We start from the raw sequence: 26,518 nt of genomic DNA, 5'->3' as shown, positions 1-26,518 counted from the left end.
GGCAGCTGATGCCCGAGATCGTCGCCACGAGCGGCACCTCGGGCGTGCCGAAGCAGGTCGTGCTCTCCGACGAGGCGATCGCGGCATCGACCGAGGCCGCCAACGAGGCGCTCGGCGGTGCGGGGCAGTGGGTGCTCTCGCTGCCGGAGTCGTTCATCGCGGGTCGCAACGTGCTCTGGCGCAACGAGCCCTCCGGCGCGCCGCTCGTGCGCACCGAGGGGTCGTTCACGGCCGAGGCGTTCGTCACGGCCGTCGAGTCGCTCGAGCACGACCGCCGCTACACGTCGCTCGTGCCCACGCAGCTCGCACGCCTCGTCGACGCGGCGCAGCTCGACCGCTCGTTCATCGCGCCCATCCGCAGGCTCGACCGCATCCTGCTCGGCGGGCAGCGCGCCCCCATCGGCCTCATCGAGCGCGCGGCTCGCCTCGGGTGGAAGGTGACGCGCACCTACGGCATGACCGAGACGTGCGGCGGCTGCGTGTGGGACGGCAGGCCGCTCGGGCTCACGAAGGTGCGGCTCACCGACCAGATCGAGATCTCGGGTCCGCACCTGGCAGACGGCTACACCGACGCCGAGCTGACGGCGCGGCGCTTCGTCGAGGATGCACGCGGCACGCGCTGGTTCCGCACCGGCGACGCGGGCTCGCTCATCGGCGGCCAGCTGCAGGTCTCGGGCCGCATCGACGACGTCATCGTCTCCGGCGGCGTCAACGTGTCGCTCGCAGCGGTCGAGCACGTCGTGCAGGTCTTCGCGCCGGATGCCGTGGTCGTCGCAGGCCCCGACGCCGAGTGGGGCGAGGTGCCCGTCGTCGTGACGACGCTGCGCCCCGACCTCGCCGAGATCCGGCAGGCCGTGCAGCACGCGCTCGGCAAGCCCGCACGTCCGAACCACGTGGTCACGGTGTCGGTCATCCCGACGACCCACACGGGCAAGCCCGACCGCAAGCGCCTCGCGCGCCTTGTCGCGAACCGCATGCGACAGCGCCGCACGGCGTGGTGGCGCTCGACGCCCTCGGCGCCCCGCCCGACGCGCTGACGCATCGCCGCGCGTCCCGCGCCGACGCGTGCGGACCGGGCGCCAGGAGGCCGCGGGTACGCTCGACGGGTGGCGAAGACGAGGCAGGCCCCGGGCGGGCGCAGGCAGGATGAGCGCGCTCGCGTGCGCTCCGGCAACCCGGCCAGGCGAGGCACGGGCGTGCGGCAGGCGAAGCGGCCGCCGACGTTCGGCGACTGGGTCGCGGCGACGCGCCCGCGCACCCTGCCCATGGCCATCGCACCCGTCGCCGTCGGCGTCGGCGCCGCATACGCGGCCGAGGGCTACCACCTGGCGATCGCGCTGCTGAGCCTCGGCGTCGCGCTGCTGCTGCAGATGGGCGTCAACGTCGCCAACGACTACTCCGACGGCGTGCGCGGCACCGATCGCGAGCGGCAGGGGCCGCCGCGCATCACGAGCTCGACGTCGGTCGACCCGCGCCGCGTGCGCACGGTCGCCATCGTGCTGCTGGGGCTCGGCGCCGCGGCGGGCCTCGCGCTCGCGGTCGTGTCGCAGCAGTGGTGGCTGCTGCTCGTCGGTGCGGCGTGCGTCGCGCTCGCGTGGCTGTACACCGGGGGCCCGCGCCCCTACGGCTACTACGGCCTCGGCGAGCTCGTGGCCTTCCTCATCTTCGGCGTCGTCGCGGTCAACGGCACGGTCGTCGCGACCATCGGCAGGTGGACCGAGGACTCGCTCGTGCTGAGCGCGGCCATGGGCTGCTTCGCCGCGGCGCTCATGCTCGTCAACAACCTCCGCGACGTCGACTCCGATCGTGCGGCAGGCAAGCGCACCATCCCCACGCTGATCGGCCGCGTCGCAGCGAAGGTGCTCTACGGCATCCTCATGCTCGTGCCGTTCGGCATCCTCGCGATCTACGCGCTCGCGCTCGCGTACGGCCCGTTCGTGCTGCTGACGCTCGTCGTCGCGCTGCCCGCGGTCGTCATCGTGGCCATGGCGCGCACGACGCGCGACTACGTGACGGCCCTCGGGCTCACGTCGCTCGCGACGCTGCTCTACGGCCTCGGCACCGCCGTCGCCCTGTGGGGCGGCATCACGGGCTTCGCCTCCTGAGGCCCGCGGGCGTCAGCGGTCGTCGCGGTCGCGGGATGCGTCGGCGTCCGCCTGCGCGTCGGTGACGACGTCGGGGTCGACCTGCGTCGTCGACGTCGTGCCGTCGACGGCGTTCGCGTCGGCGAGGCTGTCGTCCGACGCGGCGGCGTCTCGATCGTCGGTCGCGCGCTCGCCGTCGAGCGCCTCGTCCTCGGCGTCCTCGTCGGCGCGCTCGCCGCGCTCGCCGCGCATCCTGGCGATCTCGGCGACCGCGGACTCCTTGAACCTGCGCAGGAAGACGTAGCTGGCCGCGAAGGCGAACAGCAGCGCGATGACGAGCGCCACGTACCACTCGACCTGGGCGGCGACGAGGATCGCGAAGGGCGCGACGAACAGCGCCGCCCGCAGCAGGGCGTAGACGAGGATGGCGCGCACCTCTCCAGCGTACGCGCGCGGCGGAACCAGGCGATGCGCATGGCGTCGACGCGTAGCATGTGGCCATGGCGCGCTTCTACATCATCGGCGGCATCCTGGCCGTCGCGATGGCGGTGTATGCGATCGTCGACCTCACGATCACCGACGATCGCCGCATCCGCAGGCTCAACCGCGTGCTGTGGGCCGTGCTCATCGTGCTGGTGCCGGTGGTGGGCCCGCTCGGCTGGCTGCTGTGGGGCAAGGCGCCCAGGTCGGCGGCGCCGCCGCAGGGCCCGGAGGACGCCAAGGAGTTCCGCACCCAGATGGGCACGTGGGTGAGCGCCGACGAGTCCGATCGGCGCATCGCCGAGCTCGAGCAGCAGCTCGCGGCGCTCGACGACGAGGAGGCCGCCGACCGCGGCCGCCACGGCGAGCCCGAGGTCGCAGGCACCGACGCGGCCGAGCCGATCGAGGCGCCCGACGACGCGACGCCGACCGCCGACCGCACGCTGCCGAGCGCAGACGACCGCGACGACGACGACTCGCGCCGTGGCTGACGGCGCTGCAGCCGCCTACGCCGACAGACTGCTCGCCGCGCTCGCCGATGCCGGCGTGCGCGACGTCGTCGTGTGCCCGGGCTCGCGGTCGCAGGCCCTCGCGCTCGCAGCCGCCCGCCTCGCTCGCGAGGGGCGGATCGTGCTGCACGTGCGCATCGACGAGCGCACGGCGGGGTTCCTCGCCGTGGGGCTCGCGCGTGAGACGCGCGCGGCGGTGGCGATCGTCGTGACGAGCGGCACGGCCGTCGCCGAGCTGCATCCGGCGATGCTCGAGGCGCACCACGCCGACGTGCCGCTCGTCGCGATCACGGCCGACCGCCCGCCCGAGCTGCTCGGCATCCGTTCGAACCAGACGACGACGCAGCCCGGCATCTTCGCCCATGCCGCCCGCGTGGTGCTCGAGGCCCTCGCCGATGCGGATGCGACACCCGAGGCCGACGCGGTGCGCGCCGTGACGGAGGCGCTCGGCGCCGACGGTGCGCGCGAGCCGGGGCCCGTGCAGCTGAACGTCGCGCTGCGCGACCCGCTCTCGGGCGGCGACACGCACGTGCACACGGCGGTCGAGCCCGTCGTCGCGGTGCAGCGGCCCACGCATCCGATCGCCGTCGAGCCCGGCACGGTCGTGGTGGCGGGTGCCGACGCGGGGCCCGCCGCGTCCGACCTCGCGATCGCGCTCGCGGCGCCGCTGCTCGCCGAGCCCTCGTCGAACGCGCGGTTCGGGCCGAACCTCGTCATGCCGGAGGTGCTCGCCGCCGACCTCGTCGACGACGTGCGCCGCGTCGTCGTCGTCGGCCACCCCACGCTCACCCGCCTCGTGACGGCGCTCGTGCGCCGCCAGGACGTCGAGGTGGTCGTCGCGGGGCGCCGAGGGCTCGAGAACGTGCGCGGCCGCGTCGTCGAGGGCGATCTCGTCGCCGAGGGCGAGCCAGGCGAGTGGGCGCGCGCATGGGTCGGCCGATGGGTGCAGGCGTCGCGCCGCATCCTCGACGCCCAGGTGGCGCCCATCCCGGGCGCCGAGCTGGCGCGCGACCACTACGCGCGGGCCGTGCTGGAGGATGCTCGGCGGCCCGTGACGCGGTCGATGCTCGCGTCGGCGCTCTGGGAGCACACGTGGCCGCACGACCGGCTGGTGCTGGGGGCATCACGTCTCATCCGCGTCGTCGACCGCACCGTGCGCGGCAAGCCCATAACCGTGCACGCCAACCGCGGCCTCGCGGGCATCGACGGCACGGTGTCGACGGCGATCGGCGTCGCGCTCGCGCACGACCGAGCGGGCGGGCGCGGCGTCACGCGCGCGCTCATGGGCGACCTGACGCTGCTGCACGACGCGGGCGGCCTGCACCTGCCGGGCGACGAGCCGCGCCCTCGCCTGCAGCTCGTCGTCGGCAACGACGGCGGCGGCACGATCTTCGACGACCTCGAGGTCGCGGGCACGGCCGAGCCGAGCGACTTCGCGCGCGTGCAGCGCACCCCGCAGACCGTCGACCTCGGCGCGCTCGCCTCCGCCTACGGCTGGCCGCACGTGCTCGTCGACGACCGCGCGAGCCTCGAGCGGGCGCTCACGGGCGCGGCGACGTGCGTCATCGAGGTGCGGCTGGCCGAGGCGCCCTGACGCGACGGGCCGACGCGCCGAGCGCCTGACTAGGCTCTCGCCATGAGCGACATCCCCGCAGCCGTCCGCCGCACGAGGCGCGGGATCCGCCTCGCCGAGATCGATCCGCGCTCGACCCCCGGGTTCGACGGCGACAAGGCCGCCGGGGAGGCGATGCTCGCCGAGCGCGCCGTGCATCTCGCGGAGCTGCAGGAGCGACTGCACGCGTCGGCGGCCGCCGGCGACGAGCGCAGCGTGCTCCTGCTGCTGCAGGGCATGGACACCGCGGGCAAGGGCGGGCTCGTGCGGCACGTCGTGGGCGCCGTCGACCCGCAGGGCGTGCGCATCACGTCGTTCAAGCGGCCGACGCCCGCCGAGCGCAGGCACGACTTCCTCTGGCGCATCGAGCGTGCGCTGCCGCAGCCCGGCCAGATCGGCGTCTTCGACCGCTCGCACTACGAGGAGGTGCTCATCCACCGCGTCCGCAGCCTCTCGCGGCCCGAGGTCGTCGAGGCCCGCTACGGCCGCATCGTGGAGTTCGAGCAGCAGCTCGCCGAGCAGGGCATCCACCTCGTGAAGGTCATGCCGCACATCTCCTATGGCGAGCAGGGCGAGCGGCTGCTCGAGCGCCTCGACCGGCCCGACAAGCACTGGAAGTACAACCCGGGCGACGTCGACGAGCGCATGCTGTGGGACGAGTACCAGCGCGCGTACGCGATCGCGATCGACCGCACGGCCCGCGCCGCGGCCCCGTGGCACGTCGTGCCCGCCGACCGCAAGTGGTACGCGCGGCTCGCGGTGCAGGAGCTGCTCATCGAGGCGCTCGAGGCGATCGACCCGCAGTGGCCGGCGGCCGACTACGACGTCGCCGCCGAGCGCGAGCGGCTCGTCGCCCTCGGCGGCATCCCGAAGGACGTGCTGGCGGCGGCCGCCGCGTCGGGTGCGGCGAAGGGTGGGAGGTCGAAGGGCTCGAAGGGGTCGAAGGCGTCCAAGGCGTCGAAGGGGTCGAAGGCGTCCGAGGCGTCGAAGGGGTCGAAGGCGACGCAGGGTCCGAAGAGGTCGAAGGCGAAGCAGGCGTCGAAGGGCGCGACGGCGCCCGAGGGTTCGAAGCGCGCGGCGACGACCGGGTCCGAGCGCTGATGCTCGAGCTGCGGCCGGGGTGCGAGTGCTGCGACGTCGACCTCCCGCCCGAGTCGATCGCCTTCATCTGCACGTTCGAGTGCACGTGGTGCGAGGCGTGCGCCGAGCGCATGGCCCGCGAGTGCCCGAACTGCGGCGGCGAGCTCGTGCGCCGGCCCATCCGTCCCGCGCACCTGCTCGTCGCGTCCCCGCCGTCGTCGACGCGCATCGTCGCGCCGGGCTGCGCCGATCGGCTCGTCCTCGAGCCCGCCTCGTGACGACGATCTGGGTCGTCGACTGGGAGCTCGGCGACGAGGCGGCGGTCGTGACCGTGGGCGACGACCTCGACTGGCTCGCCTGCGCGCCCGACGCGACGACGCCGCAGCTCGACGACCGTGCCGTCGACCTCCACATGTCGCCGGACCGGCTGTGGGGGTACGGCCATCCGGCGATCGGCGTCGCGGGCCGCGTCGCGAGCATCGAGGCGGTGCTGCAGGACGTCCGGCGCACCCGCACGAGCGGCTCGATCGTGCGCGGCTCGGAGGTGCTCGAGCCCGTCGCCTCGACGAACGACCGGTGGTGGGACCTCTGCCTCGACCACGCGCTCGGCGGCTTCCTCGTCACGCTGCACGACGCCGTGGTGTCGCACGCTCCGACGACCGTGGGCCGCTCCGAGTGGCATCGCGGCACCGGCCCCATGCCCGGCTCGTCGCCGCCCCCGGCGACGCCGCGCTGGGCGCCCGAGCCGGATCCGGCGATCCTCGCGCGGATGCGTCCGGGCGACACGTTCGTCGGCGTCTCGTACGAGCGCCCACCCGCGTCGGTCTGCCCGCATCCGGCCCACCGCGCCTGACGCGCCCACGCCGCGGCGGATCCGCGTCTCGCGGGCGATCCCGGCAGCGGAGGGGTTCCCTCCCTCGGGTGCCCGGATCGCCTGCGAGACGCACACCCGTCGTTCCGGCTCGCAGGCGATCGCGGGGATCGGAGATGCATCGTCCCTCCGCCACCCCGGATCGCCTGCGAGACGCAGACCGCGCGCTACTCGAGCACGGGACGCGGGGGGAGGGGATCGCCGAACGCGTCGACGATGGGCCGCAGCTTGATCGCCGTCTCGGCGAGCTCGTCGGCGGGCACCGACTCGGCGACGATGCCCGCCCCCGCGAACGCGCGGATCGAGCCGTCGGCCGCGACCTGCGCGCCGCGCAGGGCGATCGCCCACTCGCCGCCGCCCGACGCGTCGAGCCATCCCACGGGGCCCGCGTAGCGGCCGCGATCGATGCCCTCGAGCGCCGCGATGCGGGCGAGCGCCTCGGCGCGCGGCGTGCCTGCGACGGCCGCCGTGGGGTGCAGGGCGCGCAGGGCGTCGAGCAGCGAGCCGTCGAGCGTGCCGGTGATGTCGGTCGCGAGATGCCACAGGTTCGGCAGGCGCAGGGGATACGGCCCGCTCGTGGCGAGGTCGTGGCTGATGGGTCGCAGCGACTCGAGCGCGGACTCGGCGGCGAGGCGATGCTCGCCGACGTCCTTCGGGTGCACGGCGAGCGCCTCGGCCGCCTCGCCGTCGAGCTCCGGCGTCGCGCCGCGCGGTGCGGTGCCCGCGAGCACGCGCGTGAAGCAGCGGCCGTCGCGGGCGGCGACCAGCATCTCGGGGCTCGCGCCCAGCAGGCCGTCGACCGCGTACGTGATCGCGTCGGGGTAGCGGCGACGCAGGCCGAGCAGGGCGCTGCGCAGGTCGGCGCCCTGGGGCAGGGTGCCCACGAGGTCGCGAGCGAGCACCACCTTCTCGAGCTCGCCGGCGCGGATGGCCTCGACGCCGGCCGCCACGATGGCCTCGTACCGCTCGGGCCCGATGGCGCCGGGCGACAGCGTGACGCGGACGTCGTCGACCTCGCGCTTCGGCAGCGGCTCGGGCAGCGGCTCGTCGTCGACGGCGATGCGCGTCGTCCACGCGTCGTCGCCGCGCCGCCCGTGCACGACGCGAGGCACGATGAGCACGCTCTCGGCTGCGGAGTCGTCGGCGAACGCGAACGCCCCGAAGGCGACGAGGCCCGAGCCGTGCGCGCCGACCTCGTCGGTGACGTCGGCGTCGGCGACGAGCGCGTCCCACGCGGCTGCGGCATCCGCGATGCGGTCGGCTCCGGACACGATGATGCGCACCGCCTCGCCCACGCCGACGAGCCCGTCGCCCGACCGCACGAACGCGAGCGGCGACGCGGCGTCCGCATGGGCGATGAGTCGACCGGGAGCGGCGCGCGTCGTCACGACGCGCAGTCGTCGCTGGGTCCGCACGGCACCCAGCCTACGCTCGCGGCGCCCCGGCGTGGACAGGCCGGACGAGCGGGATGCGCGCCACCGTAGGATGGGGGGCGTGGGGGCAGCGGACCTGGGCAAGGACCCGAGCGAGGTCGCGGGGATGTTCGACGCGACGGCGAAGCGATACGACCTCATGAACGGGTTGTTCACGCTCGGCAACGACCGGCTCTGGCGGCTGCAGATGACGCGTGCCGTCGCGCCGCAGCCGGGCGAGCGCATCCTCGACGTCGCAGCGGGCACCGGCACGTCGTCGGCGCCGATGGCGAAGGCGGGCGCGCTCGTCACGGCGCTCGACTTCAGCCGCGGCATGATCGAGGAGGGCCGCAGGCGGTACCCCGAGATCGAGTTCGTCTACGGCGACGCGCAGCAGCTGCCGTTCGACGACGACACGTTCGACGCCGTGACGATCTCGTTCGGCTTCCGCAACGTGCAGGATCCTCGGGCCGCGCTCACCGAGTTCTTCCGCGTGCTGAAGCCCGGCGGGCGCCTCGTCATCTGCGAGGCGTCGAAGCCGCCGCTCGCGATCGCGCGCGCAGGCCACAAGGCGTTCATCCGCACCGTGCCCGCCATCGGCAGGCTCGCATCCTCGAACCCCGACTCGTACCGCTACCTCGTCGAGTCGATCGAGGCGTGGCCCGACCAGCAGACCCTCTCGCGGTGGATCCGCGGCGCCGGCTTCACGCGCGTCGCGCACCGCGACCTCACGATGGGCGCGGTCGCTCTGCACCGCGGCCGCAAGCCCACGGAGCAGACGATGCGCATGGCGACCGTCGACCGCGCCACGACCGAGGAGACGACCGCGTGAGCGGTCTCGCCGCCTCGCTCGGGATCTCCCTCGACGAGGCCGCAGGTCCCCAGCGCGATCTCGTCGCCGCGCTGGAGGACGGCCTGCGCCGCGTCGAGATCGCCCTCGACCGCGACGTCGCCCTCACCGATCCGGTGGCCGACTCGATGACGCGGTACCTGAAGGATGCGGGCGGCAAGCGCACGCGCCCCATGCTGCTCATGCTCACGGCGCAGCTCGGCGACGGCGTCACCGACGAGGTCGTGTCGGCGGCGGAGGTCGTCGAGATCACGCACCTCGCGAGCCTGTACCACGACGACGTCATGGACCGCGCGTCGATGCGCCGCGGCGTGCCCGCGGTGCACGAGGTGTGGACGAACTCCGTCGCGATCCTCGCCGGCGACCTGCTGTTCGCGCGCGCGGGCGCCGTCGGCGCGACCCTCGGCTCGGAGTTCGCCGCGATCCACGCGCACACGTTCGAGCGCATGTGCCTCGGCCAGCTGCACGAGACGATCGGGCCGCAGAGCGTCGACCCCGTCGAGCACTACATCCGCGTGCTGGCGGACAAGACGGGCTCGCTCATCGCCTCCGCCGCCGAGCTCGGCGCGCTCGTCGCGAACGCCGACCCCGCCTACCGTCAGCCGCTGCGCGACTTCGGCGAGCGCATCGGCGTCGCGTTCCAGCTCGTCGACGACGTGCTCGACCTGTCGTCGTCGCCCGAGACCGGCAAGGTCGCGGGCACCGACCTGCGCACGGGCGTCATCACGCTGCCGCTGCTGCGCCTGCGCGCGGCCGCCGAGTCGGATGCGGGTGCCGCGGCGCTGCTCGCCGACATCGAGCGCAAGGGCGACGACTTCCCCGACGCCGTCGCCCGGCTGCGCGAGCACCCGGCGACGCTCGACACGCTCGACGAGGCCGAGCGGTGGCGCTCCGGCGCCCACGAGGCGCTCACGGCGTTGCCCGCCGGCCCCGTGCGCGACGCGCTCGACGCGTTCGCCGCCTCGCTCGTCACCCGCACCAGCTAGACCCGCCGCGCCCGTGCGGCGCGTGCCACGAGAGGACCACCGTGCCCGATGCACTGAGAGTCGCCGTCGTCGGCGCAGGCCCCGCCGGCATCTACGCCGCCGACATCCTGAAGAAGGCCGTCGCCGAGCGCGGCGGCGAGGTGGCGATCGACCTCTTCGAGCAGCTGCCCGCCCCGTACGGGCTCGTGCGCTACGGCGTCGCTCCCGATCATCCGCGCATCAAGGGCATCATCTCGGCGCTGCGCGAGGTGCTCGAGTCGGGCGTCGTGCGCCTGTTCGGCAACGTGCGCTTCGGCGAGGACGTCACGATCGACGACCTGAGGCGGCACTACCACGCGGTCATCTTCGCGACCGGCGCCATCAAGGACGCTCCGCTCGACATCCCGGGCGTCGACCTGCCGGGCTCCTACGGCGCCGCCGACTTCGTGTCGTGGTTCGACGGGCACCCCGACGTGCCGCGCACGTGGCCGCTCGAGGCCGAGGGCATCGCGGTGCTCGGCGTCGGCAACGTCGCGCTCGACGTCGCCCGCATGCTCGCGAAGCATCCCGAGGACCTCCTCCCCACGGAGGTGCCCGCGAACGTCGTCGAGGGCCTCGAGGCGTCGCCTGTCACCGACGTGCACGTCTTCGGTCGCCGCGGCCCGCTCGAGGTGAAGTTCACGCCGCTCGAGCTGCGCGAGCTCGGCGAGCTGCGCGACGTCGACATGGTGCTGTACGACGAGGACTTCGGCGTCGACCCCGACGAGGAGGCCCGCAAGGCCAACAAGCAGATCCTCGTCATCTCGCGCGTGCTCGAGCAGTGGCGGCAGCGCGAGACGGGCGCGGCGTCGCGTCGCCTCCACCTGCACTTCTGGTCGCGTCCGGTCGAGATCGTCGGCGACGACGGCGTGACGGCGCTGCGCATCGAGCGCACCCGCCCGGATGGCGCGGGCGGCATCGAGGGCACGGGCGAGCTGCGCGACGTGCCCGTGCAGGCGGTGTACCGCGCCGTCGGCTACTTCTCGTCGCCGCTGCACGGCGTGCCGTTCGACGAGCTGCGCGGCGTCATCCCGAACGAGGCGGGCCGCGTGATGGACGGCCACCGCCCGCTGCCGGGCGTGTACGCGACGGGTTGGATCAAGCGCGGGCCCGTGGGCCTCATCGGGCACACGAAGTCGGACGCGAAGGAGACGGTCGAGCACCTGCTCGCCGACGAGCTGTCGTGGTGGACGCCCGAGGACGCGAGCCCCGAGGCGATCCCGGCGCTGCTCGCCGAGCGCGGCGTCGACTGGACCGACATCGCGGGCTGGATCCGGCTCGACGAGCACGAGATGGGGCTCGGCGAGCCGCACGGGCGCGCGCGCATCAAGGTCGTGCCGCGCGACGACATGATCGCGATCTCGCGAGCCGCCGAGCACGCCGGACGCTAGCGGGCAGACGGCTCGGCCCCGCGTGCGCGATGCACGCGGGGCCGCGTCGCGTCGCGCGCGGCACGGCGCCCGAGGCGCTCAGTCGATCGACCGGAGGTGCAGCAGCGCGAGCTGCTGCGGGAACAGCGCGGGCGCCCGCAGGCCCACGGTCTCGAGGGCCACGCCCGAGAGCGTGACGCCCGCCGCCCACGCGAGCGGCGACTGGCCGGGCGTCGTCGTGCGCTCGTCCGGCGTGATCGTGCGCACCCGGTAGGTGCGGGCGGGGTCGAGCCCCGGGATGCGCACGCGCGCGCCGGGGTGCGATCGGCTGCTCGTGACCTGGGTGATCGTGACGAGCGCCTGCGAGCGGTCGGCGGCGACGACTCCGCGCACGTCGACGCTCGGATCGGCGAGGTCGGCGTGCACGACGCGGCCGGTCGCGAGCATGGCGCGATGCTCCTTCCACAGCGCGACCCAGCCAGCGATGCGCTCGAGCTCGCGCTCGTCGAGCCGCGTGAGGTCCCATTCGATGCCGAGGTGTCCGAGCAGCGCGACGCCGGCGCTGAGCTCGAGCGACACGGTGCGGCCCGTGGAGTGCACCGTCGGGCTCGTGAGGTGGGCGCCGAGCAGCTCGGGCGGCACGACGAGCCCCGTGAGGCGTTGGATCTGCAGGCGCTCGACCGGGTCGAGGGTGTCGCTCGTCCACACCCGCTGCGTGCGCTCGAGGATGCCGAGGTCGACGCGGGCGCCGCCGGACGCGCACGACTCGATCTCGAGGCCCGGGTGCCTCGCGTGCAGGTCGTCGAGCAGGGCGTAGAGGGCGAGCACGTTCTCGTGCACGCGTGCGCGGCCTCCGGGGCCGTCGCCGGCCTCCAGCAGGTCGCGGTTGTGATCCCACTTGAGGTAGGCGATGTCGTGGTCGCGCAGCAGCGCGTCGAGATGGTCGCGCACGTGCAGCCACGCGTCGGGGTTCGACAGGTCGAGCACCTGCTGCTGCCTCGCCGAGACCGGCAGCTCGTCGCGGCCGCGCAGCAGCCACTCCGGGTGCTCACGCGCGAGATCGCTGTCGAGGTTCACCATCTCGGGCTCGACCCACAGTCCGAACTCCATGCCGAGCGCGCGCACGTGCTCGACGAGGGGAGCGAGGCCCTGCGGCCAGACGGCGGGGTCGACGACCCAGTCCCCGAGCCCGGCCGTGTCGTCGCGGCGGCCGAGGAACCAGCCGTCGTCGAGCACGAAGCGCTCGACGCCGACCCGGGCTGCGCGGTCGGCGAGATCCGAGAGCCGCGCGAGGTCGTGGTCGAAGTACACGGCCTCCCACGTGTTGAGGGTCACGGGGCGGGGTCGGGCGGGGTGATGGGGTCGGGCGCGCAGGTCGTCGTGGATGCGGCCGGAGAGCTCGGTGAGGCCGTCGCCCCAGCTCGCGACGACCCACGGCGTCTCGTAGGACGCGCCGGGAGCCAGCGAGACCTCGCCGGGCAGCAGCAGCTCGCCGGCGGCGAGAAGGGCCTCGCCCGTGATGGTGCGCTCGGCGACCATGCGATGGTTGCCGCTCCACGCCACGTGCACGGCGTGCACGAGGCCGCGCTCGAAGCCGAAGCCGGTGCGGCCCGCCGCGAGCACGAGGCTCGCGTCGGCGCCGGGGCGGCCGCGCCTGCTCTCGCGCACGTGGGCCCCGATGGTGAGGGCGCGGCGTTGGGGCGCGCGCTCGCGCAGGTGGTGGCCGGTGGTGTCGAGGATCTCGTCGGCGTCGTCGGGCAGCGGCAGCGAGACGTGCAGGTCGTCGAGCGCGTAGGCGTCGTCGCCGACGTTCGTCAGCAGGATGCGGGTGCGCAGCACGCCGTGCTCCGTGAGCTCGAGACGCAGCCGGGCGGCGAGGCCTGCGGCGTCGTCGCGCGCCTCGATCGTCGCGCCGCGCGCGTCGTCGTCGACGTGCACGGCGCGGGTGTCGAGGGCGGAGCTGAAGTGCCGGCCGCCGCGGTGCCCTGCGAGCCCGGGCGTCGCGAGCCAGCCGTCCGACTCCTGGGGGATGAGCGTGAGGCGGCCGGGGCGGTCGAGCCCGCCGGAGATGCGCTGCGGTCGCGCGGCGGTGGCGAGCGCGTCGAGCACCTCGGGGGAGGCGTCGCCGAGGTCGGGGCCCCAGTGGACGATGGCGGGCAGCCGCCCCGCCGCGAGGTCGAGCACGACGCTCGTGCCTCCGGATCGCAGGTGCACCGTGCCGTGCGCGTGGTCGATCGCGTGCATGTCCGTTCCTCCTCGAACGCAGCCGTGATGTGCGCTTCTCTTCACTATTGTGCGTTTACGTTCTGTTCTGATAGGTTAGCGCCACGGCCCGGATGGGCACGATCCCGCTCGATCCTCGCGCGGGGCGGAAGGCGCAGCGACGCAGCGCGCCGGGGAGAGGTTCGATGACGAGCATCATGCGCACGAGGCGCGCAGGCGCCCCTCGCCTGGCCGGGCTCGGGTTCCTCGCACCGTTCGCCATCGTCTTCGCGCTCGTCTTCCTCGCCCCGATCGCCTACGCGCTCTTCCTCAGCCTCTTCGCCGACCGCCTCGTCGGCGGCGTGCAGTTCGTCGGCCTCGACAACTTCGCCCGCATCCTCGGCGACGCCCGCTTCTGGTCCGGCGTCGGCAACGTCGTGCTGTTCCTGCTCGTGCAGGTGCCGATCATGCTGTTCCTGTCGCTGCTCGTCGCGCTCGCGATCGACTCCGGCCGCGTCCACGGCGCCGCGTTCGTGCGCCTGTCGGTCTTCCTGCCGTACGCGGTGCCCGCCGTCGTCGCCACCCTCATGTGGGGCTTCATGTACGGCGACCGCTTCGGCCTCGTGCGATGGATGAACGAGCTGCTCGGCACCTCCGTCGCCTCGCCCCTCGCGCCCGACACCGTGCTCGCCGCCATCGGCAACATCGTCACGTGGCAGTTCGTCGGCTACAACATGCTCATCTTCTTCGCCGCGCTGCGCACCGTGCCCGCATCGCTGTACGAGGCTGCCGAGATCGACGGCGCCGGCGAGCTGCGCGTCGTCACCGCCATCAAGCTGCCCGCCATCCGCGGAGCGCTCGTCATCGCCACGATCTTCTCGATCATCGGCAGCTTCCAGCTCTTCAACGAGCCGAGCATCCTGCGCAACCTCGCGCCGAACGCGATCACGAGCTACTTCACGCCCAACATCTGGGCCTACGAGCTGTCCTTCTCTGGGCAGCAGCAGGGCCTCGCCGCCGCGGTCGCCATCCTCATGGGCATCCTGACCGCCGTCATCGCCTACCTCGTGCAGCTGCGCGGGATGCGGAGGGAGCAGCGATGAGCGCACCCGTCATCGTGCCGAGCGCCACCGGACGCAGGCCGTCGTCGCTGCGACCCACCTCCGAGCGCGCGCACCGTCGCAGCCGCCGCGCCGTGGGAGGTCCGCGCAAGCGTCGCAGCCTGCTGCTGACGATCGGCATGGGCATCGTCGTGGTCTACACGCTGCTGCCTCTCGTCTGGCTCGTCATCAACGCCACGAAGACGCAGGCCGACCTCTTCTCGACGTTCGGCCTCTGGTTCGGCGGCGAGTTCGCGCTCTTCGACAACATCGGCCGCGTGCTCGCCTACGGCGACGGCATCTTCCTGCGCTGGCTGCTGAACACGCTGCTCTACGTCGTCGTCGGCGCGGGCGGCGCGACGCTGCTCGCCACCCTCGGCGGCTACGCGATCGCCAAGTTCCGCTTCCGCGGCCGCACCGCGGCGATCGCCGTCGTGCTCGGCGCCGTCGCGATCCCCGGCACGGCGCTCGCGGTGCCCACGTTCCTCATGTTCGCGCGACTCGGCATCACCGACACGCCCTGGGCGGTCATCCTGCCCTCGCTCATCTCGCCGTTCGGGCTCTACCTCATGTGGGTCTTCGCGAGCGAGTCGATCCCGGACGAGCTCATCGAGGCAGCGCGCGTCGACGGCGCGAGCGAGCTGCGCATCTTCGGATCCGTGTGCCTGCCGCTGCTCGGCCCGGGCATCGTCACGGTGCTGCTCTTCACGACCGTCGCGACGTGGAACAACTACTTCCTGCCGCTCATCATGCTGCGGAACCCCGACTGGTACCCGCTCACCATCGGTCTGAACGCCTGGAACAACCAGGCGACGACCGCAGGCGGCGACGCGATCTTCGACCTCGTCATCACCGGCTCCCTGCTCGCGATCATCCCGCTCATCGCCCTGTTCCTGCTGCTGCAGCGGTTCTGGCAGTCGGGGCTCGCGGCGGGCAGCGTCAAGGAATGACCCCCACAGACCCCCGATCGCAGCATCGATCGGCGCCCACCCCGATGAAGAGACGAGGGCATGCCATGAAGCACCATCACCGCACCGCACTGCGAGCAGGAGCCATCGCCGGCGCGAGCCTCATCGCGCTCGCAGGCTGCTCGGCAGGGTCGCAGGACCCCGACGAGGCCGCCGAGGCCGGCGGCTCGCTCACCATCTGGGCGTGGGAGCCGACGCTCGAGGCCGTCGTCGACGCGTACGAGGCCGAGAACGAGGGCGTCGACATCGAGCTCGTCAACGCCGGCACGGGCAACGACCAGTACACGGCGCTGCAGAACGCCATCCAGGCGGGCTCGGGCGTGCCCGACATCGCGCAGATCGAGTACTTCGCCGTGCCGCAGTTCGCGATCGCAGAGTCGCTCGCCGACATCTCCGACCTCGGTGCCGCCGACCTCGAGGGCACCTTCGCGCCGGGCCCGTGGAACGCCGTCTCGCAGGGCGACGCCATCGTCGGCATGCCGATGGACTCCGGCCCCATGGCGATGTTCTACAACGCCGAGGTCTTCGAGCGCCTCGGCGTGGCCGTGCCCACCACGTGGGACGAGTACGTGCAGGCCGCTCGCGACCTGCGCGCCGCCGACCCGTCGGTGTCGATCACGAACGACACGGGCGACGCGGGCCTCGCCACGAGCCTCATGTGGCAGTCGGGCGCCGAGCCGTTCACCGTCGACGGCACCACCGTCGGCATCGACCTCGAGGGCGACGCCGCACGCTACGCCGAGATCTGGCAGCCGCTCATCGACGAGGACCTCTTCGCCCCGGTGACGAGCTGGTCGGACGAGTGGTTCGCGGGCATGAACGACGGCACGATCGCGTCGATCACGACGGGCGCCTGGATGCCGGCCAACCTCGAGTCGGGCGCGCCCGACACGGCTGGCGACTGGCGCGTCGCGCCCATGCCGCAGTGGGAGGCCGACGGCGCAGCCTCGGCCGAGAACGGCGGCTCGTCGCTCGCGGTGACCGCCGCCAGCGAGCAGGCGGCGCTCGCGTACGACTTCCTCGAGTACGCGACGACGGGCGACGGCGTGCAGATGCGCCTCGACGCCGGCGCCTTCCCGGCGACGACGGCCGACCTCGAGTCGGACGAGTTCCTCGACGTCGAGTTCGAGTACTTCGGCGGCCAGCAGGCCAACCAGGTGTTCGCCGAGTCGTCGGCGAACGTCGTCGAGGGCTGGAGCTACCTGCCCTACCAGGTCTACGCGAACTCGATCTTCAACGACACCGTCGGCCAGGCCTACGTCGGCGACACGACGATCGTCGACGGGCTCGCCGCATGGCAGCAGCAGATCGACGCGTACGGCGAGGAGCAGGGCTTCACGATCGAGTGACCCGCGAGGTCCGGGGCGGGTGGCGGCCCACGCCGCCCGCCCCGGCCCATCCCTCCCGCACCAGCACATCCCTCGGAAGGACCCCCATGACCCACGTGCAGCGCTGGGTGCGCTGGCCGGACGGCCGCGCCCGCATCGGCTACGGCGCCGACTACAACCCCGAGCAGTGGGACCGCGAGGTCTGGCGAGAGGACGTCGCGCTCATGCGCGAGGCGGGCGTCAGCATCGTCACCGTCGGCGTCTTCTCGTGGGCGATGCTGCAGCCGGAGCCGGAGCGCTTCGACTTCGCGTGGCTCGACGAGATCATGGACCTGCTCCACGAGCACGGCATCGCCGTCGACCTCGCGACCGCGACCGCGTCGCCGCCGCCGTGGCTCACGCGCCTGCACCCCGAGGTGCTGCCCGTCGACGAGCGCGGCACCGTGCTCTCGCCCGGCGCCCGCCAGCACTGGCGGCCCACCTCCCGCATCTTCCGCGAGCACGCGCTCGCGCTCGTCGAGCGCATGGCCGAGCGCTACGGCGAGCACCCGGCGCTCGCCGCATGGCACATCAGCAACGAGCTCGGCTGCCACAACGTGCACGACTACTCCGACGAGGCCGCCGCCGCGTTCCGGGTCTGGCTCGCCGACCGCTACGGCGACGTCGCGACGCTCAACGACGCGTGGTCGACGACGTTCTGGTCGCAGCGCTACGCCGACTTCGCCGAGATCCTGCCGCCGCGCGCGACCACCTCGTTCGCGAACCCCACGCAGCAGCTCGACTTCGCGCGCTTCTCGTCGGACGCGCTGAAGGACTACCTGATCGCCGAGCGCGAGGTGCTGCGAGCCATCACGCCCGAGGTGCCGATCACGACGAACTTCATGATCATGGGCGAGACGAAGGCCATGGACTACGGCGACTGGGCGGGCGAGCTGGACTTCGTCTCGAACGACCACTACCGGCACCCCGGCCCGCAGGACCTCGACGAGCTGAGCTTCTCGGCCAACCTCACGAGCGGCGTCGCGAGCGGCGAGCCGTGGTACCTCATGGAGCACTCGCCGAGCGCCGTCAACTGGCAGCACGTCAACGTGGCGAAGCCGGCGGGCGAGCTCGCGCGCGACGCCCTCACGCACCTCGCCCACGGCGCCGACGCCATCGCCTACTTCCAGTGGCGCCAGTCGCAGGGCGGCGCCGAGCGCCACCACTCGTCGATGGTGCCCCACGCGGGCAGGGACTCCCGCATCTTCCGCGAGGTCGTCGGGCTCGGCGCAGTGCTCGACGAGCTCGCCGACGTCGCAGGCGAGCCCCGGCACCGGGCCGACGTCGCCATCCTCTTCGACTGGCAGTCGTGGTGGGCCGTCGACCTCGACTCGCAGCCCTCCTCCCTCCTGCGCTACAAGCAGGAGGCCCTCGACTGGTACACGGCGCTGCTGGAGGCGGGCGTGCGCGCCGACGTCATCCCGGCGAGCGCGCCGCTGCCCGGCCGCGGCCTCGTGATCGTGCCGATGCTGCACATCGTCGACGACGCCCTTCGGGCGCGTCTCGACGCCCACGTCGCAGCAGGCGGCTCGCTGCTCGTCACGGCGTACTCCGGCATCGCCGACGAGCGGCTCCACACGGCGCTCGGCGGCTACCCCGGCCGCCTCCGGCACCTCCTCGGGGTGCGCGTCGACGAGCTCCTGCCCGTGCTGGGCTTCGAGACCATCGACGTCGACGGCGAGCCCGCGACCCTGTGGAGCGAGCGCGTCGAGGTCGAGGACGGCGTCGAGGTGCTCGCGCGCTTCGCCGACGGCCCCGCCGCCGGTGGTCCCGCTGCGACGCTGCGTCGCGGCGGAGAGGGCCAGGGTGTCGCCGCGTACGTGGCGACCGTGCCCGGGGCCGCGCTGCGCGCGACGCTGCTCGCCCGCGTGCTCGACGCCGCGGGCGTGCGCAGCACGCTGCCCGAGCACCTGCGCGGCCGCGTCGAGCTCGTCGAGCGCGGGACCACCGGCCGCTGGCGATTCCTCGTCAACCGCGGCGCGGAGCCCGTCGCGCTCGACGGCGCCGAGCTCGGCACCGTCCACGTCGCCTCCGACGGCTCGCGCGACGCAGTCGTGCCCGGCCGCGGCGTGCTCGTGCTGCGCGCCGACTGACGCGAGCGAAGCCCACCACCGACCGAACGCCACCATCCGAACCGTCCGGCCGCCGCCGGGCGCTCACCATCGACGAAGGAGTCGAGACGATGCACGCACGCTCACGGCGCGGCCTGGCGGCTGCGCTCGCGATCGCGACGGCCGTGTCGGGAGGGGTGCTGCTCGCGGCGCCCGCGCCCGACGCGAGCGCCGCGACCGAGGTGACCATCACCCCCAACCCCGGGTACCGGCTCAGCGAGTTCCAGGGGTGGGGCACGTCCCTCGTCTGGTTCGCGAACGCCACGGGCGACTACCCGCCCGAGCTGCGGCAGGAGCTCTTCGACCGGCTCTTCGGCGAGGAGGGGCTCGACCTCAACGTCGCGCGCTACAACATCGGCGGTGGCAACGCGAGCGACGTGCCCGACTACCTGCGCCCCGGCGCGGCCGTCGAGGGCTGGTGGGCCGAGCAGCTCGACCCCGCGGCGGGCGCGACGTCGACGTACGACGACCGCGCCGACTTCCTCGCCGAGTGGGATGCGAACGACCCCGCCTCCTACGACTTCTCGGCGGATGCGACGCAGCGCTGGTGGGTCGACGCCATCGACGCCGAGCAGGGCGACGAGATGGTGTGGGAGGCGTTCTCGAACTCCCCGCCCTACTTCATGACGAACAGCGGCTTCGCGACGGGCAGCTTCCGCTCGACCGACGAGTCGGTCATCGCCGACCCCGCCGTCGCCGAGGCCTTCGCGACCTACCTCGCGACCGTCGTCGCCGAGATGGAGTCCGAGCACGGCATCGACTTCCAGACGCTCGCGCCCTTCAACGAGCCGTGCAACGGCTACTGGGGCACGAGCCTGCCCGCAGGGCAGCAGTTCCCGTCCCTCGGCGGCCGCACCCAGGAGGGCGCGCAGATCTGCCCCGGGCCCGGTCCCGGCCAGCAGCAGGCGATCCTCGCCGAGGTCGAGCAGGCGCTCGTCGAGGCCGGCCTCGACACGAGCATCTCCTCCAACGACGAGACGAACCCCGGTCGCTTCAACCAGGCGTGGAGCGCGTACGGCGCCGAGGCCCGCGACGACGTCGACCAGATCAACGTGCATACGTACGGCACGAACGGCCGCGAGCTGACGCGCGACATCGCGCGCGCCGAGGGCCTGCCGCTGTGGATGAGCGAGGTCGGCGGCAACTGGGTGTCCGGATCCGGCTTCGACCCGCTGACGATCGAGGGAGGCCTCGGCATCGCGCAGCACATCACGAACGACCTCCGCATCCTGCAGCCCGACGCGTACGTGCTGTGGCAGGAGGTCGAGGACCTCTACAACATGGAGCAGGTCGAGCGCCTCAACTGGGGCTCGGTCTTCATCGACTTCGACTGCGCCGAGCCCGGCACCGAGGGCTACTCGGTGCGCAGGCTCGCGGATGCCGGCTGGACCGAGGGGGAGGCGCTGCCCGAGTCGGCGCGCTGCCAGGTCGTGACGAACTCGAAGTTCGACACGCTGCGCAACTTCACGCACTACATCCAGCCCGGCTCGACGATCATCGCGACCGACGACGCGCAGACGACGTCGGCCATCACGCCCGACGGCGAGGGTGCTGCGATCGTGCACGTCAACGCCGGCGAGGAGCGGGTCGTGACGCTCGACCTGTCGCGCTTCGGCGCCGTCGCACCCGGCGCGACCGTCACGCCCGTCGTGACGACCGAGGCCGACTCGATCGACGCGCCGTCGTCGAACGCGCTCGAGGAGGGCGCACCCGTCGCCATCGACCCCACGTCGATGACCGCGACCCTCACGGTGCCCGCCGCCTCGGTGACGACGTTCGTCGTCGACGGCGTCTCGGGCGTCGCCGACGACGCGCTCGCGTTCGACGACGGCGACGCCGTCGCGCTCGCAGGCGTGCAGAGCGGCCTGCCGCTGTCGACGCAGGCACCGGCATCCTCGGGCAACGCCCTGTCGCTGCAGGCGACGGCGACGACCGCCGAGGCCGCCGCCGCGCAGGCATTCACCTTCCACGCCGCACCCGCGGCGCCCGGCAGGCCCAACGACCTGCGCTACGCCATCCAGGCATCCGACGGCCGCTTCCTCGCCGCAGGACCCTCGGGCACGCAGCTCGTCGCGGCGACGCAGGAGCAGGCGATCGCGCAGCCCTCGACGACGTGGGTCGCGACGACCCGCGACGGCGAGACGTTCTCGTTCCTCAACGTGGGCACGAGCACGGTGCTCGACGTCAACGGGCAGGGCCGCACGCCGGGCACCGCCGTGGGCATGTGGACGACGGGCGACGCCGCGAACCAGCGGTGGCAGCCGCGCGTGCTCGAGGCGCTCGGCGCCGCCGACGTCGTCGTGCAGACGCCCGTCGGCGTCGCGCCGACGCTGCCCGAGACCGTCGAGCCCATCTACGCGTGGGGTGCGGGTGCGCCCGTGCCCGTGACGTGGGACGTCGCGGGGCTCGACTGGGCGCAGCCGGGCACGGTCGTCGTGCCTGGCACGGCCACGGACCTCTACGGCCGCACGATCGCGGTCGAGGCGACCGTCGAGGTCGGCGCGTTCACGCGCACCGACCCCGTGTCGCTCACGGTGGTCGTCGGCACGACCGTCGCCGAGCTCGCCGAGCAGCTGCCCACCACCGTCCCCGCGAGGGTCGGTGCGTCGGCGAGCACGTTCGACGTGCCCGTCGTGTGGGATCTCGCAGGGATCGAGGATGCGGCGCTCGCCGCGCCGGGCGTCGTCGACGTCGCAGGCACGGCCGACGCATCCGGCGCCGAGCTGCCCGCGCAGCTCGCGGTGCTCGTCACCGAGGGCGTGCCCGCGAACCTCCTGACGCTCCCGGGCGTCGTCGCATCCGCCACGTTCACGGAGCCGGGCTACTCGGCCGACGCGACGCGCAACGGCGACGCGACCGACAAGGGCTGGTCGAACTGGCTGGGCGGCACGAAGCGGCCCTCGGACACCCTGTCGTACGTGCTCGCGGAGCCCGCGACGCTCGTCGACGGCCGCGTGCACTTCTTCCGCGACGGCACGTCGTGGGCGAGCACGGTGCAGCCCGAGGCGCGCGTCGACGGCGTGTGGACCCCCGTGGGTGCGCCCGTGCCCGTCGAGGTGCCCGCATCCGGCCCGCCGACCGCGTCGTTCGACCTCGACGGCGTGCGCGCCGACGCCGTGCGGGTCGTCATGACCGCCCAGCCGAACACGCACATGGTCGTCGCCGAGGTCGAGGTGCGCGGGCTGCAGGTCGGCCCGGCCTCGACGGCGGCGCTCGCGGCGCTGCGCACGGATGGCGAGCCCGTCGAGGGCTTCGACCCGGACGTGCTCGAGTACCGCGTCGCGAGCGAGGGATCCGCGTATCCGCGCGTCGACGCCATCGCGCTCGACGCCGCCTCGACCGTCGTCGTCACGCAGGCGACGGACGAGCGCGGCGGCATCGCGGAGGTCGTCGTGACCTCGGCCGATGGCGCGTCGACGCAGACCACGACCGTCGCCTTCGATCGCAGCGCGGTCGTGACGGGCACCGAGCTCGTCGGCGAGGCGATCGCGGGCCGCCCGGTGGCGGTGGCTGCGGCGACCGACCCGGCCGACGCGACGATCGCGGTGCGCTGGCTGCTCGACGGCGAGCCCATCGAGGCAGCAGGCGACGCGCAGGCGGCCGTGTCGGATGCCGTCGTGCTGCCGGCGGATGCCGTGGGCGCCCGCCTGACCGCGGAGGTCGTGGCGAGCGCGGAGGGCTTCGGCGACAGCGACGTGCGCGTCCTCGACGCCGGCATCGTGCAGGCGGCACCCGTCGAGCCCGAGCCGGAGGCGCCGAACCCCGGCGAGCCGGGTCAGCCGGGTCAGCCGGGTCCTGGCCAGCCCGGTGCGCCGGCTCCCGGCCAGCCCGGTCAGCCCGCGCAGCCCGGCGCGGGCTCGGGGGCGCTGCCCACGACGGGTGCCGAGCAGGGCGTGCTGCCCGCGCTGCTCGTGCTGGCCGGCGCGCTCGCCGCGGTGGGCGCGGCGCTCTGGTCGAGCCAGCGCCGCAGCCGACGCGCCTGACCTCCACGACGACGGGGCCGGATCCATCGCGGATCCGGCCCCGTCGTCGTGCTCGGCGGTGCATCGAGCTCGAGCGTCGCGCATCGCCCGATGCACGACGAGGACGGCGAGAGGCACCGCGGTCGGCACGCCGAGGACGACGAGACGCGCTGCGCCCCGTACGACGGACAGCAGGCTCGGGGAGATGCCACCGACGCGGGACGCCGTCGGCCACGAGGGCAGGCGGCGTCCGTCGAGGCGGGCTCAGGCGCGTGCGGCCTGCGTCGCGCTCCAGGCCGAGGCGACCATGTCCTCGATCGTGTGCCGCATCCGCCAGTCGAGGTCGCGCGCGGCGAGGGTGCCATCGGCGACGATCGCGTCGGGGTCGCCCGCTCGGCGCGGGGCGATCGCCGGCTCGAAGTCGATGCCGGTCGCGGCGGCGATCGCGCGCATGAGACGGCGGTTCGAGGCGCCGTCGCCCGAGCCGAGGTTGTAGACCGGCTTGAGTCGCTCGTCGCGCTCGAGGCGCTCGGCGGCCACGACGTGCGCCTGCGCGACGTCGGCGACGTGCACGTAGTCGCGCACGTTGGTGCCGTCCGGCGTCGCGTAGTCGTCGCCGTTGATCTGCGGCGTGCCACCGGCCTCCAGCGTCGCGAGCACCTTCGGCACGAGGTTGTGCGGGCTCGTGTCGCGGATGCGGTCGCTGCCGGAGCCGATGACGTTGAAGTAGCGCAGCGCGACGGCGCCGAAGGGGCGGCCGTCGAGCGCGGCGGCCGCGCGCTCGTCGGCGAGCAGCCACTCGCCGACGAGCTTCGACTCGCCGTAGGGCGAGGCGGGGGCCGTCGGCGTCGACTCGGTCACGCGCTCGACGTCGGGCGTGCCGTACACGCCCGCGCTCGACGAGAACACGATGCGATGCACGCCGTGCTCGCGCATCGCGCTCAGCAGCTCGACGGTGCCCGACACGTTCTGCCGGTAGGTGTGCAGCGGGCGCCGCACCGACTCGCCCGCGTACTTGAAGCCCGCGAGGTGCACGACGCCTGCGACGTCGCCGTCGAGGGCCGCCGCGAGGGCGTCGCGGTCGAGGATCGACCCCTCGACGAGCCGCGCCGCCTCCGGCACGAACGCGCGGTGCCCGCTCGAGAGGTCGTCGAGCACGACGACGTCGCGGCCGGCCTCGAGGAGCGCCTCGACGACGTGGGCGCCGATGTAGCCGGCGCCGCCCGTCACGACCCAGCGGCTCATCGGGCGTCCCGCCTGGCGCCGTCGCTCGCGCGCACGGCGAAGATCGTCGGTCGCGGGTGACCCGCTGCGACGACGTCGGCGGCGACCGCGTCGGCGATGGCGTCGGCGCGATCGACGTCGACGAGCGCGATGCACGCGCCGCCGAACCCGCCGCCCGTGATGCGCGCACCGAGCGCGCCCGCGTCGACCGCCGCGGCGACGGCGGCGTCGACCGCGGGCACCGAGGCGGCGAAGTCGTCGCGCATCGAGGCGTGGGCCGTGGTGAGGATGGTGCCGATGTCGCGCGGGCGTCCCTCGCGCACCGCGGCGGCTGCCTCTCGGCAGCGCGCCGTGTCGGTCACGACATGGCGTGCGCGGGCTGCGAGGTCGGTCGGGAGGTCGGCGAGCGCGTCGTCGAGGCCCTCGAGGGGCACGTCGGCGAGCAGAGCGACGCCCAGGAGCCCCGCCGCCTCCTCGCACTCGCGCCGTCGGATGCCGTACCCGCCGGTCGTGTGGTCGTGTCGCACGGTCGAGTCGATGACGAGCAGCGCGAGCCCGGCCGCCTCGAACCCGAGCGGCACGGTCTCGACCGTGTCGGCGCCGAAGTCGACGAGCAGGGCCGCGTCGGCGGTCGAGCGCAGCGCAGCCGACTGGTCGAGCGTGCCGGTGGGGGCGCCCGCGACGACGTTCTCGGCGCGCTGACAGATGCCGACCATCGCCTCGCGCGTGGTGGGCAGCGCCCAGAGCTCGGCGGCGGCGACGCACACGGCCGCCTCGAGCGCGGCCGACGACGAGACGCCGACGCCCACGGGCACGTCCGAGTCGATCCACAGGTCGATGCCGCGCACGCGATCGGTCGCATCCTCGGCGTCGAGCAGCGCCCAGAGCACGCCGAGCGGGTAGGCGCTCCAGCCCGTCGCATCCGCGAGGTCGGCGAGGCGTGCCTCGACGATGCCCTCTGCGAAGGCGGTGCCGACGCGCACGAGGTCGTCGTCGCGCAGCGCGGCGGCGACGACGGTGCGCCGGTCGATGGCGATCGGCAGGCTCGCGCCGCCGTTGTAGTCGGTGTGCTCGCCGACGAGGTTGACGCGGCCGGGGGCCGACCAGCGACCCTGCGGCGCACGGTCGAAGGCGGCGGTGAACGCGGCGTCGACGTCAGGCATGCGCGCCCTCCCGCTCCCGGCTCGTGGCGTCGACGGTCGCGAGCGCCTCGCGGAGGCGGGCCGCGCCGGCCTCGGGCGTCGTGTCGCCCACCCAGGCGCCCATGGCGGCCTCGGAGCCCGCGAGGAACTTCAGGCGGTCGGCCGAGCGACGCGGCGACGTGATCTGCCAGGTGAGCCGCACGAGGTCGCGGCCCTCGGCGACGGGCGCCTGATGCCACGCCGCGATGTAGGGCGTCGGCGTCGGGTACATGGCGTCGACGGCGCCGAGCAGCCGCAGCGAGAGGCGCGCGAGGTCGTCGCGCTCGCCCTCGTCGAGCGCTGCCAGGTCGGGCACGTGCCTGCGAGGCTGCACGTGCAGCTCGAGCGGCCAGCGCGCTGCGAAGGGCACGTACGCGACCCAGTGCTCCGTCTCGGTCACGAGCCGGTCGCCCGAGCGCTCGGCGGCGAGCACGTCGCCCTGCAGGTCGCCGCCGTGGCGGGCGATGGCGTCGAGCAGCTGGCGCGTGCGCGGCGTGACGTACGGGTAGGCGTAGATCTGCCCGTGCGGGTGATGCAGCGTCACGCCGATCTCGACGCCGCGGTTCTCGAACACGAACACCTGCTCGACGCCCGGCATCGCGCCGAGCGCTGCGGTGCGGTGGGCCCACGCGTCGATGATGGTGCGGGCGCGCGCGACGCTCTGCGTCGCGAACGAGCCCGTGTGCGCAGGGCTGAAGCACACGACCTCGCATCGGCCGACCGACGTGCGTCGGCGCTCGACGCCCGAGCCGGCCTCCGCGTCGTCGTCGAGCGCGGGGCCGAAGGCGGGGGAGCGGTTCTCGAAGACCGCGACCTCGTACGCGTCGGGGATCTCGCTCGGATTCGTCGGGCTCTGGGGCGCGAGCGGGTCGAGGTCGGCGGGCGGCAGGTGCACGCGGCCCTGGCGTGCGGCGGCGAACGTCACCCATTCGCCCGTGAGCGGATCCTGGCGCAGCTCGGGCGTCGCCGGCCTGGCGTCGAGCGTGCGCAGGTCGGGGCTGGGGATGCGGGCGGGGCTGTCGTCCTCGTCGAAGTAGAGCAGCTCGCGACCGTCGGCCAGCGTCGTGGCGGTCACTCGTGTCATGGGATCTCCTCGATGCGCCGCGCAGGGGTGCGCCACGGTGCGTCGGT

At 73.8% G+C, this 26,518-nt stretch carries 20 protein-coding genes and 1 pseudogene; 15 read left to right on the top strand and 6 right to left on the bottom strand.

Translation table 11 applies throughout. The features are described from left to right. Positions 1-8 precede the first annotated feature (8 nt). Positions 9-1,037: an AMP-binding protein gene (locus tag ACFQPP_RS10950; protein WP_376916618.1), complete on the top strand. Its 1,029-nt coding sequence runs from the start codon at positions 9-11 to the stop codon at positions 1,035-1,037. A 69-nt stretch (positions 1,038-1,106) separates the two neighbouring features. Then, positions 1,107-2,105: a 1,4-dihydroxy-2-naphthoate polyprenyltransferase gene (locus ACFQPP_RS10945; RefSeq protein WP_376916617.1), complete on the top strand. Its 999-nt coding sequence runs from the start codon at positions 1,107-1,109 to the stop codon at positions 2,103-2,105. A 12-nt stretch (positions 2,106-2,117) separates the two neighbouring features. On the opposite strand, the gene ACFQPP_RS10940 is transcribed toward ACFQPP_RS10945, so the two are convergent. Further along, the gene (locus tag ACFQPP_RS10940; protein ID WP_376916616.1) at positions 2,118-2,519 is read right to left on the bottom strand and encodes a DUF4229 domain-containing protein; all 402 of its coding nucleotides are present in this window, start codon (positions 2,517-2,519) and stop codon (positions 2,118-2,120) included. 65 nt (positions 2,520-2,584) lie between these two features. Here ACFQPP_RS10940 and ACFQPP_RS10935 point away from each other — a divergent pair, with 65 nt between their 5' ends. From ACFQPP_RS10935 to ACFQPP_RS10915, 5 genes and pseudogenes are all read left to right on the top strand, one after another. Then, positions 2,585-3,055 (top strand): PLD nuclease N-terminal domain-containing protein, encoded by a 471-nt coding sequence (locus ACFQPP_RS10935; protein ID WP_376916615.1) that lies wholly within the window; start codon positions 2,585-2,587, stop codon positions 3,053-3,055. Next, positions 3,048-4,667 (top strand): 2-succinyl-5-enolpyruvyl-6-hydroxy-3-cyclohexene-1-carboxylic-acid synthase, encoded by a 1,620-nt coding sequence (gene menD / locus ACFQPP_RS10930; RefSeq protein ID WP_376916614.1) that lies wholly within the window; start codon positions 3,048-3,050, stop codon positions 4,665-4,667. The genes ACFQPP_RS10935 and menD overlap by 8 nt, the downstream gene beginning before the upstream one ends. A 42-nt stretch (positions 4,668-4,709) precedes the next feature. Further along, positions 4,710-5,540 (top strand): annotated as a pseudogene (locus ACFQPP_RS10925) (PPK2 family polyphosphate kinase); the annotation flags it as partial. Positions 5,541-5,785: 245 nt separating this feature from the next. Beyond that, a complete protein-coding gene (locus ACFQPP_RS10920; RefSeq protein ID WP_376916613.1) occupies positions 5,786-6,043 on the top strand; it encodes a DUF1272 domain-containing protein in 258 nt (85 codons plus the stop codon). Continuing rightward, positions 6,040-6,618, top strand: a complete 579-nt coding sequence (locus tag ACFQPP_RS10915; protein ID WP_376916612.1) for a hypothetical protein — start codon at positions 6,040-6,042, stop codon at positions 6,616-6,618. Before ACFQPP_RS10920 ends, ACFQPP_RS10915 begins: the two co-directional genes overlap by 4 nt. Positions 6,619-6,803: 185 nt before the next feature. Here the strand turns inward: ACFQPP_RS10915 and ACFQPP_RS10910 are convergent, their stop codons facing one another. Next, positions 6,804-8,051 carry an isochorismate synthase MenF gene (locus ACFQPP_RS10910; RefSeq protein ID WP_376916611.1) on the bottom strand — a complete coding sequence of 416 codons (1,248 nt, stop codon included), beginning with the start codon at positions 8,049-8,051 and terminating at the stop codon, positions 6,804-6,806. 70 nt (positions 8,052-8,121) lie between these two features. Here ACFQPP_RS10910 and ACFQPP_RS10905 point away from each other — a divergent pair, with 70 nt between their 5' ends. The 3 genes from ACFQPP_RS10905 to ACFQPP_RS10895 are packed head-to-tail and all read left to right on the top strand — an operon-like array spanning position 8,122 to position 11,293. Beyond that, positions 8,122-8,880 carry a class I SAM-dependent methyltransferase gene (locus tag ACFQPP_RS10905; RefSeq protein WP_376916790.1) on the top strand — a complete coding sequence of 253 codons (759 nt, stop codon included), beginning with the start codon at positions 8,122-8,124 and terminating at the stop codon, positions 8,878-8,880. After that, positions 8,877-9,884: a polyprenyl synthetase family protein gene (locus ACFQPP_RS10900; RefSeq protein WP_376916610.1), complete on the top strand. Its 1,008-nt coding sequence runs from the start codon at positions 8,877-8,879 to the stop codon at positions 9,882-9,884. The genes ACFQPP_RS10905 and ACFQPP_RS10900 overlap by 4 nt, the downstream gene beginning before the upstream one ends. A 41-nt stretch (positions 9,885-9,925) precedes the next feature. Next, positions 9,926-11,293, top strand: coding sequence for an FAD-dependent oxidoreductase (locus tag ACFQPP_RS10895; RefSeq protein WP_376916609.1), 1,368 nt, complete (start codon positions 9,926-9,928; stop codon positions 11,291-11,293). 78 nt (positions 11,294-11,371) lie between these two features. On the opposite strand, the gene ACFQPP_RS10890 is transcribed toward ACFQPP_RS10895, so the two are convergent. Then, positions 11,372-13,516 carry an alpha-galactosidase gene (locus tag ACFQPP_RS10890; protein WP_376916607.1) on the bottom strand — a complete coding sequence of 715 codons (2,145 nt, stop codon included), beginning with the start codon at positions 13,514-13,516 and terminating at the stop codon, positions 11,372-11,374. Positions 13,517-13,680: 164 nt separating this feature from the next. Here ACFQPP_RS10890 and ACFQPP_RS10885 point away from each other — a divergent pair, with 164 nt between their 5' ends. The 5 genes from ACFQPP_RS10885 (at position 13,681) to ACFQPP_RS10865 (ending at position 23,003) form a co-directional block, all read left to right on the top strand. After that, a complete protein-coding gene (locus ACFQPP_RS10885) occupies positions 13,681-14,577 on the top strand; it encodes a carbohydrate ABC transporter permease (protein WP_376916606.1) in 897 nt (298 codons plus the stop codon). Continuing rightward, positions 14,574-15,524: a carbohydrate ABC transporter permease gene (locus ACFQPP_RS10880; RefSeq protein ID WP_376916605.1), complete on the top strand. Its 951-nt coding sequence runs from the start codon at positions 14,574-14,576 to the stop codon at positions 15,522-15,524. Before ACFQPP_RS10885 ends, ACFQPP_RS10880 begins: the two co-directional genes overlap by 4 nt. A 65-nt stretch (positions 15,525-15,589) precedes the next feature. Further along, on the top strand, positions 15,590-16,891 hold the full coding sequence (locus tag ACFQPP_RS10875) for an ABC transporter substrate-binding protein (protein ID WP_376916604.1): 1,302 nt from the start codon (positions 15,590-15,592) through the stop codon (positions 16,889-16,891). 86 nt (positions 16,892-16,977) lie between these two features. Further along, positions 16,978-19,002, top strand: a complete 2,025-nt coding sequence (locus ACFQPP_RS10870) for a beta-galactosidase (RefSeq protein WP_376916603.1) — start codon at positions 16,978-16,980, stop codon at positions 19,000-19,002. An 89-nt stretch (positions 19,003-19,091) separates the two neighbouring features. Beyond that, entirely contained in the window at positions 19,092-23,003 is a 3,912-nt protein-coding gene (locus ACFQPP_RS10865) for an Ig-like domain-containing protein (protein ID WP_376916602.1), read from the top strand. Between the two features lie 243 nt (positions 23,004-23,246). Here ACFQPP_RS10865 and galE read toward each other — a convergent pair whose 3' ends face one another. Genes galE through galT form a run of 3 tightly spaced genes read right to left on the bottom strand, consistent with a single transcriptional unit; the run spans position 23,247 to position 26,471 of the window. After that, positions 23,247-24,227, bottom strand: a complete 981-nt coding sequence (gene galE, locus ACFQPP_RS10860) for a UDP-glucose 4-epimerase GalE (RefSeq protein WP_376916601.1) — start codon at positions 24,225-24,227, stop codon at positions 23,247-23,249. Then, a complete protein-coding gene (gene galK / locus ACFQPP_RS10855) occupies positions 24,224-25,369 on the bottom strand; it encodes a galactokinase (protein ID WP_376916600.1) in 1,146 nt (381 codons plus the stop codon). Before galK ends, galE begins: the two co-directional genes overlap by 4 nt. Continuing rightward, positions 25,362-26,471 carry a galactose-1-phosphate uridylyltransferase gene (gene galT / locus ACFQPP_RS10850; protein ID WP_376916599.1) on the bottom strand — a complete coding sequence of 370 codons (1,110 nt, stop codon included), beginning with the start codon at positions 26,469-26,471 and terminating at the stop codon, positions 25,362-25,364. Before galT ends, galK begins: the two co-directional genes overlap by 8 nt. Positions 26,472-26,518: the final 47 nt, after the last annotated feature.

The sequence above is a fragment of the Agrococcus sp. GCM10030265 genome, assembly GCF_042666675.1.
In the GTDB taxonomy this organism is placed as follows: domain Bacteria; phylum Actinomycetota; class Actinomycetes; order Actinomycetales; family Microbacteriaceae; genus Agrococcus.
The sequence above is the reverse complement of the archived record's forward strand: the minus strand, read 5'-3'. Positions and strand labels throughout refer to the sequence as shown.

What these genes read in the sequence shown, in the direction of transcription:
- galT (WP_376916599.1), bottom strand. Translation starts at nt 26,471, where the DNA reads ATGACACGAGTGACCGCCACGACGCTGGCCGACGGTCGCGAGCTGCTC.
- ACFQPP_RS10935 (WP_376916615.1), top strand. Translation starts at nt 2,585, where the DNA reads ATGGCGCGCTTCTACATCATCGGCGGCATCCTGGCCGTCGCGATGGCG.
- ACFQPP_RS10920 (WP_376916613.1), top strand. Translation starts at nt 5,786, where the DNA reads ATGCTCGAGCTGCGGCCGGGGTGCGAGTGCTGCGACGTCGACCTCCCG.
- ACFQPP_RS10870 (WP_376916603.1), top strand. Translation starts at nt 16,978, where the DNA reads ATGACCCACGTGCAGCGCTGGGTGCGCTGGCCGGACGGCCGCGCCCGC.
- galK (WP_376916600.1), bottom strand. Translation starts at nt 25,369, where the DNA reads ATGCCTGACGTCGACGCCGCGTTCACCGCCGCCTTCGACCGTGCGCCG.
- ACFQPP_RS10885 (WP_376916606.1), top strand. Translation starts at nt 13,681, where the DNA reads ATGACGAGCATCATGCGCACGAGGCGCGCAGGCGCCCCTCGCCTGGCC.
- ACFQPP_RS10865 (WP_376916602.1), top strand. Translation starts at nt 19,092, where the DNA reads ATGCACGCACGCTCACGGCGCGGCCTGGCGGCTGCGCTCGCGATCGCG.
- ACFQPP_RS10890 (WP_376916607.1), bottom strand. Translation starts at nt 13,516, where the DNA reads ATGCACGCGATCGACCACGCGCACGGCACGGTGCACCTGCGATCCGGA.
- galE (WP_376916601.1), bottom strand. Translation starts at nt 24,227, where the DNA reads ATGAGCCGCTGGGTCGTGACGGGCGGCGCCGGCTACATCGGCGCCCAC.
- ACFQPP_RS10950 (WP_376916618.1), top strand. Translation starts at nt 9, where the DNA reads ATGCCCGAGATCGTCGCCACGAGCGGCACCTCGGGCGTGCCGAAGCAG.
- ACFQPP_RS10880 (WP_376916605.1), top strand. Translation starts at nt 14,574, where the DNA reads ATGAGCGCACCCGTCATCGTGCCGAGCGCCACCGGACGCAGGCCGTCG.
- ACFQPP_RS10905 (WP_376916790.1), top strand. Translation starts at nt 8,122, where the DNA reads ATGGGGGGCGTGGGGGCAGCGGACCTGGGCAAGGACCCGAGCGAGGTC.
- ACFQPP_RS10875 (WP_376916604.1), top strand. Translation starts at nt 15,590, where the DNA reads ATGAAGCACCATCACCGCACCGCACTGCGAGCAGGAGCCATCGCCGGC.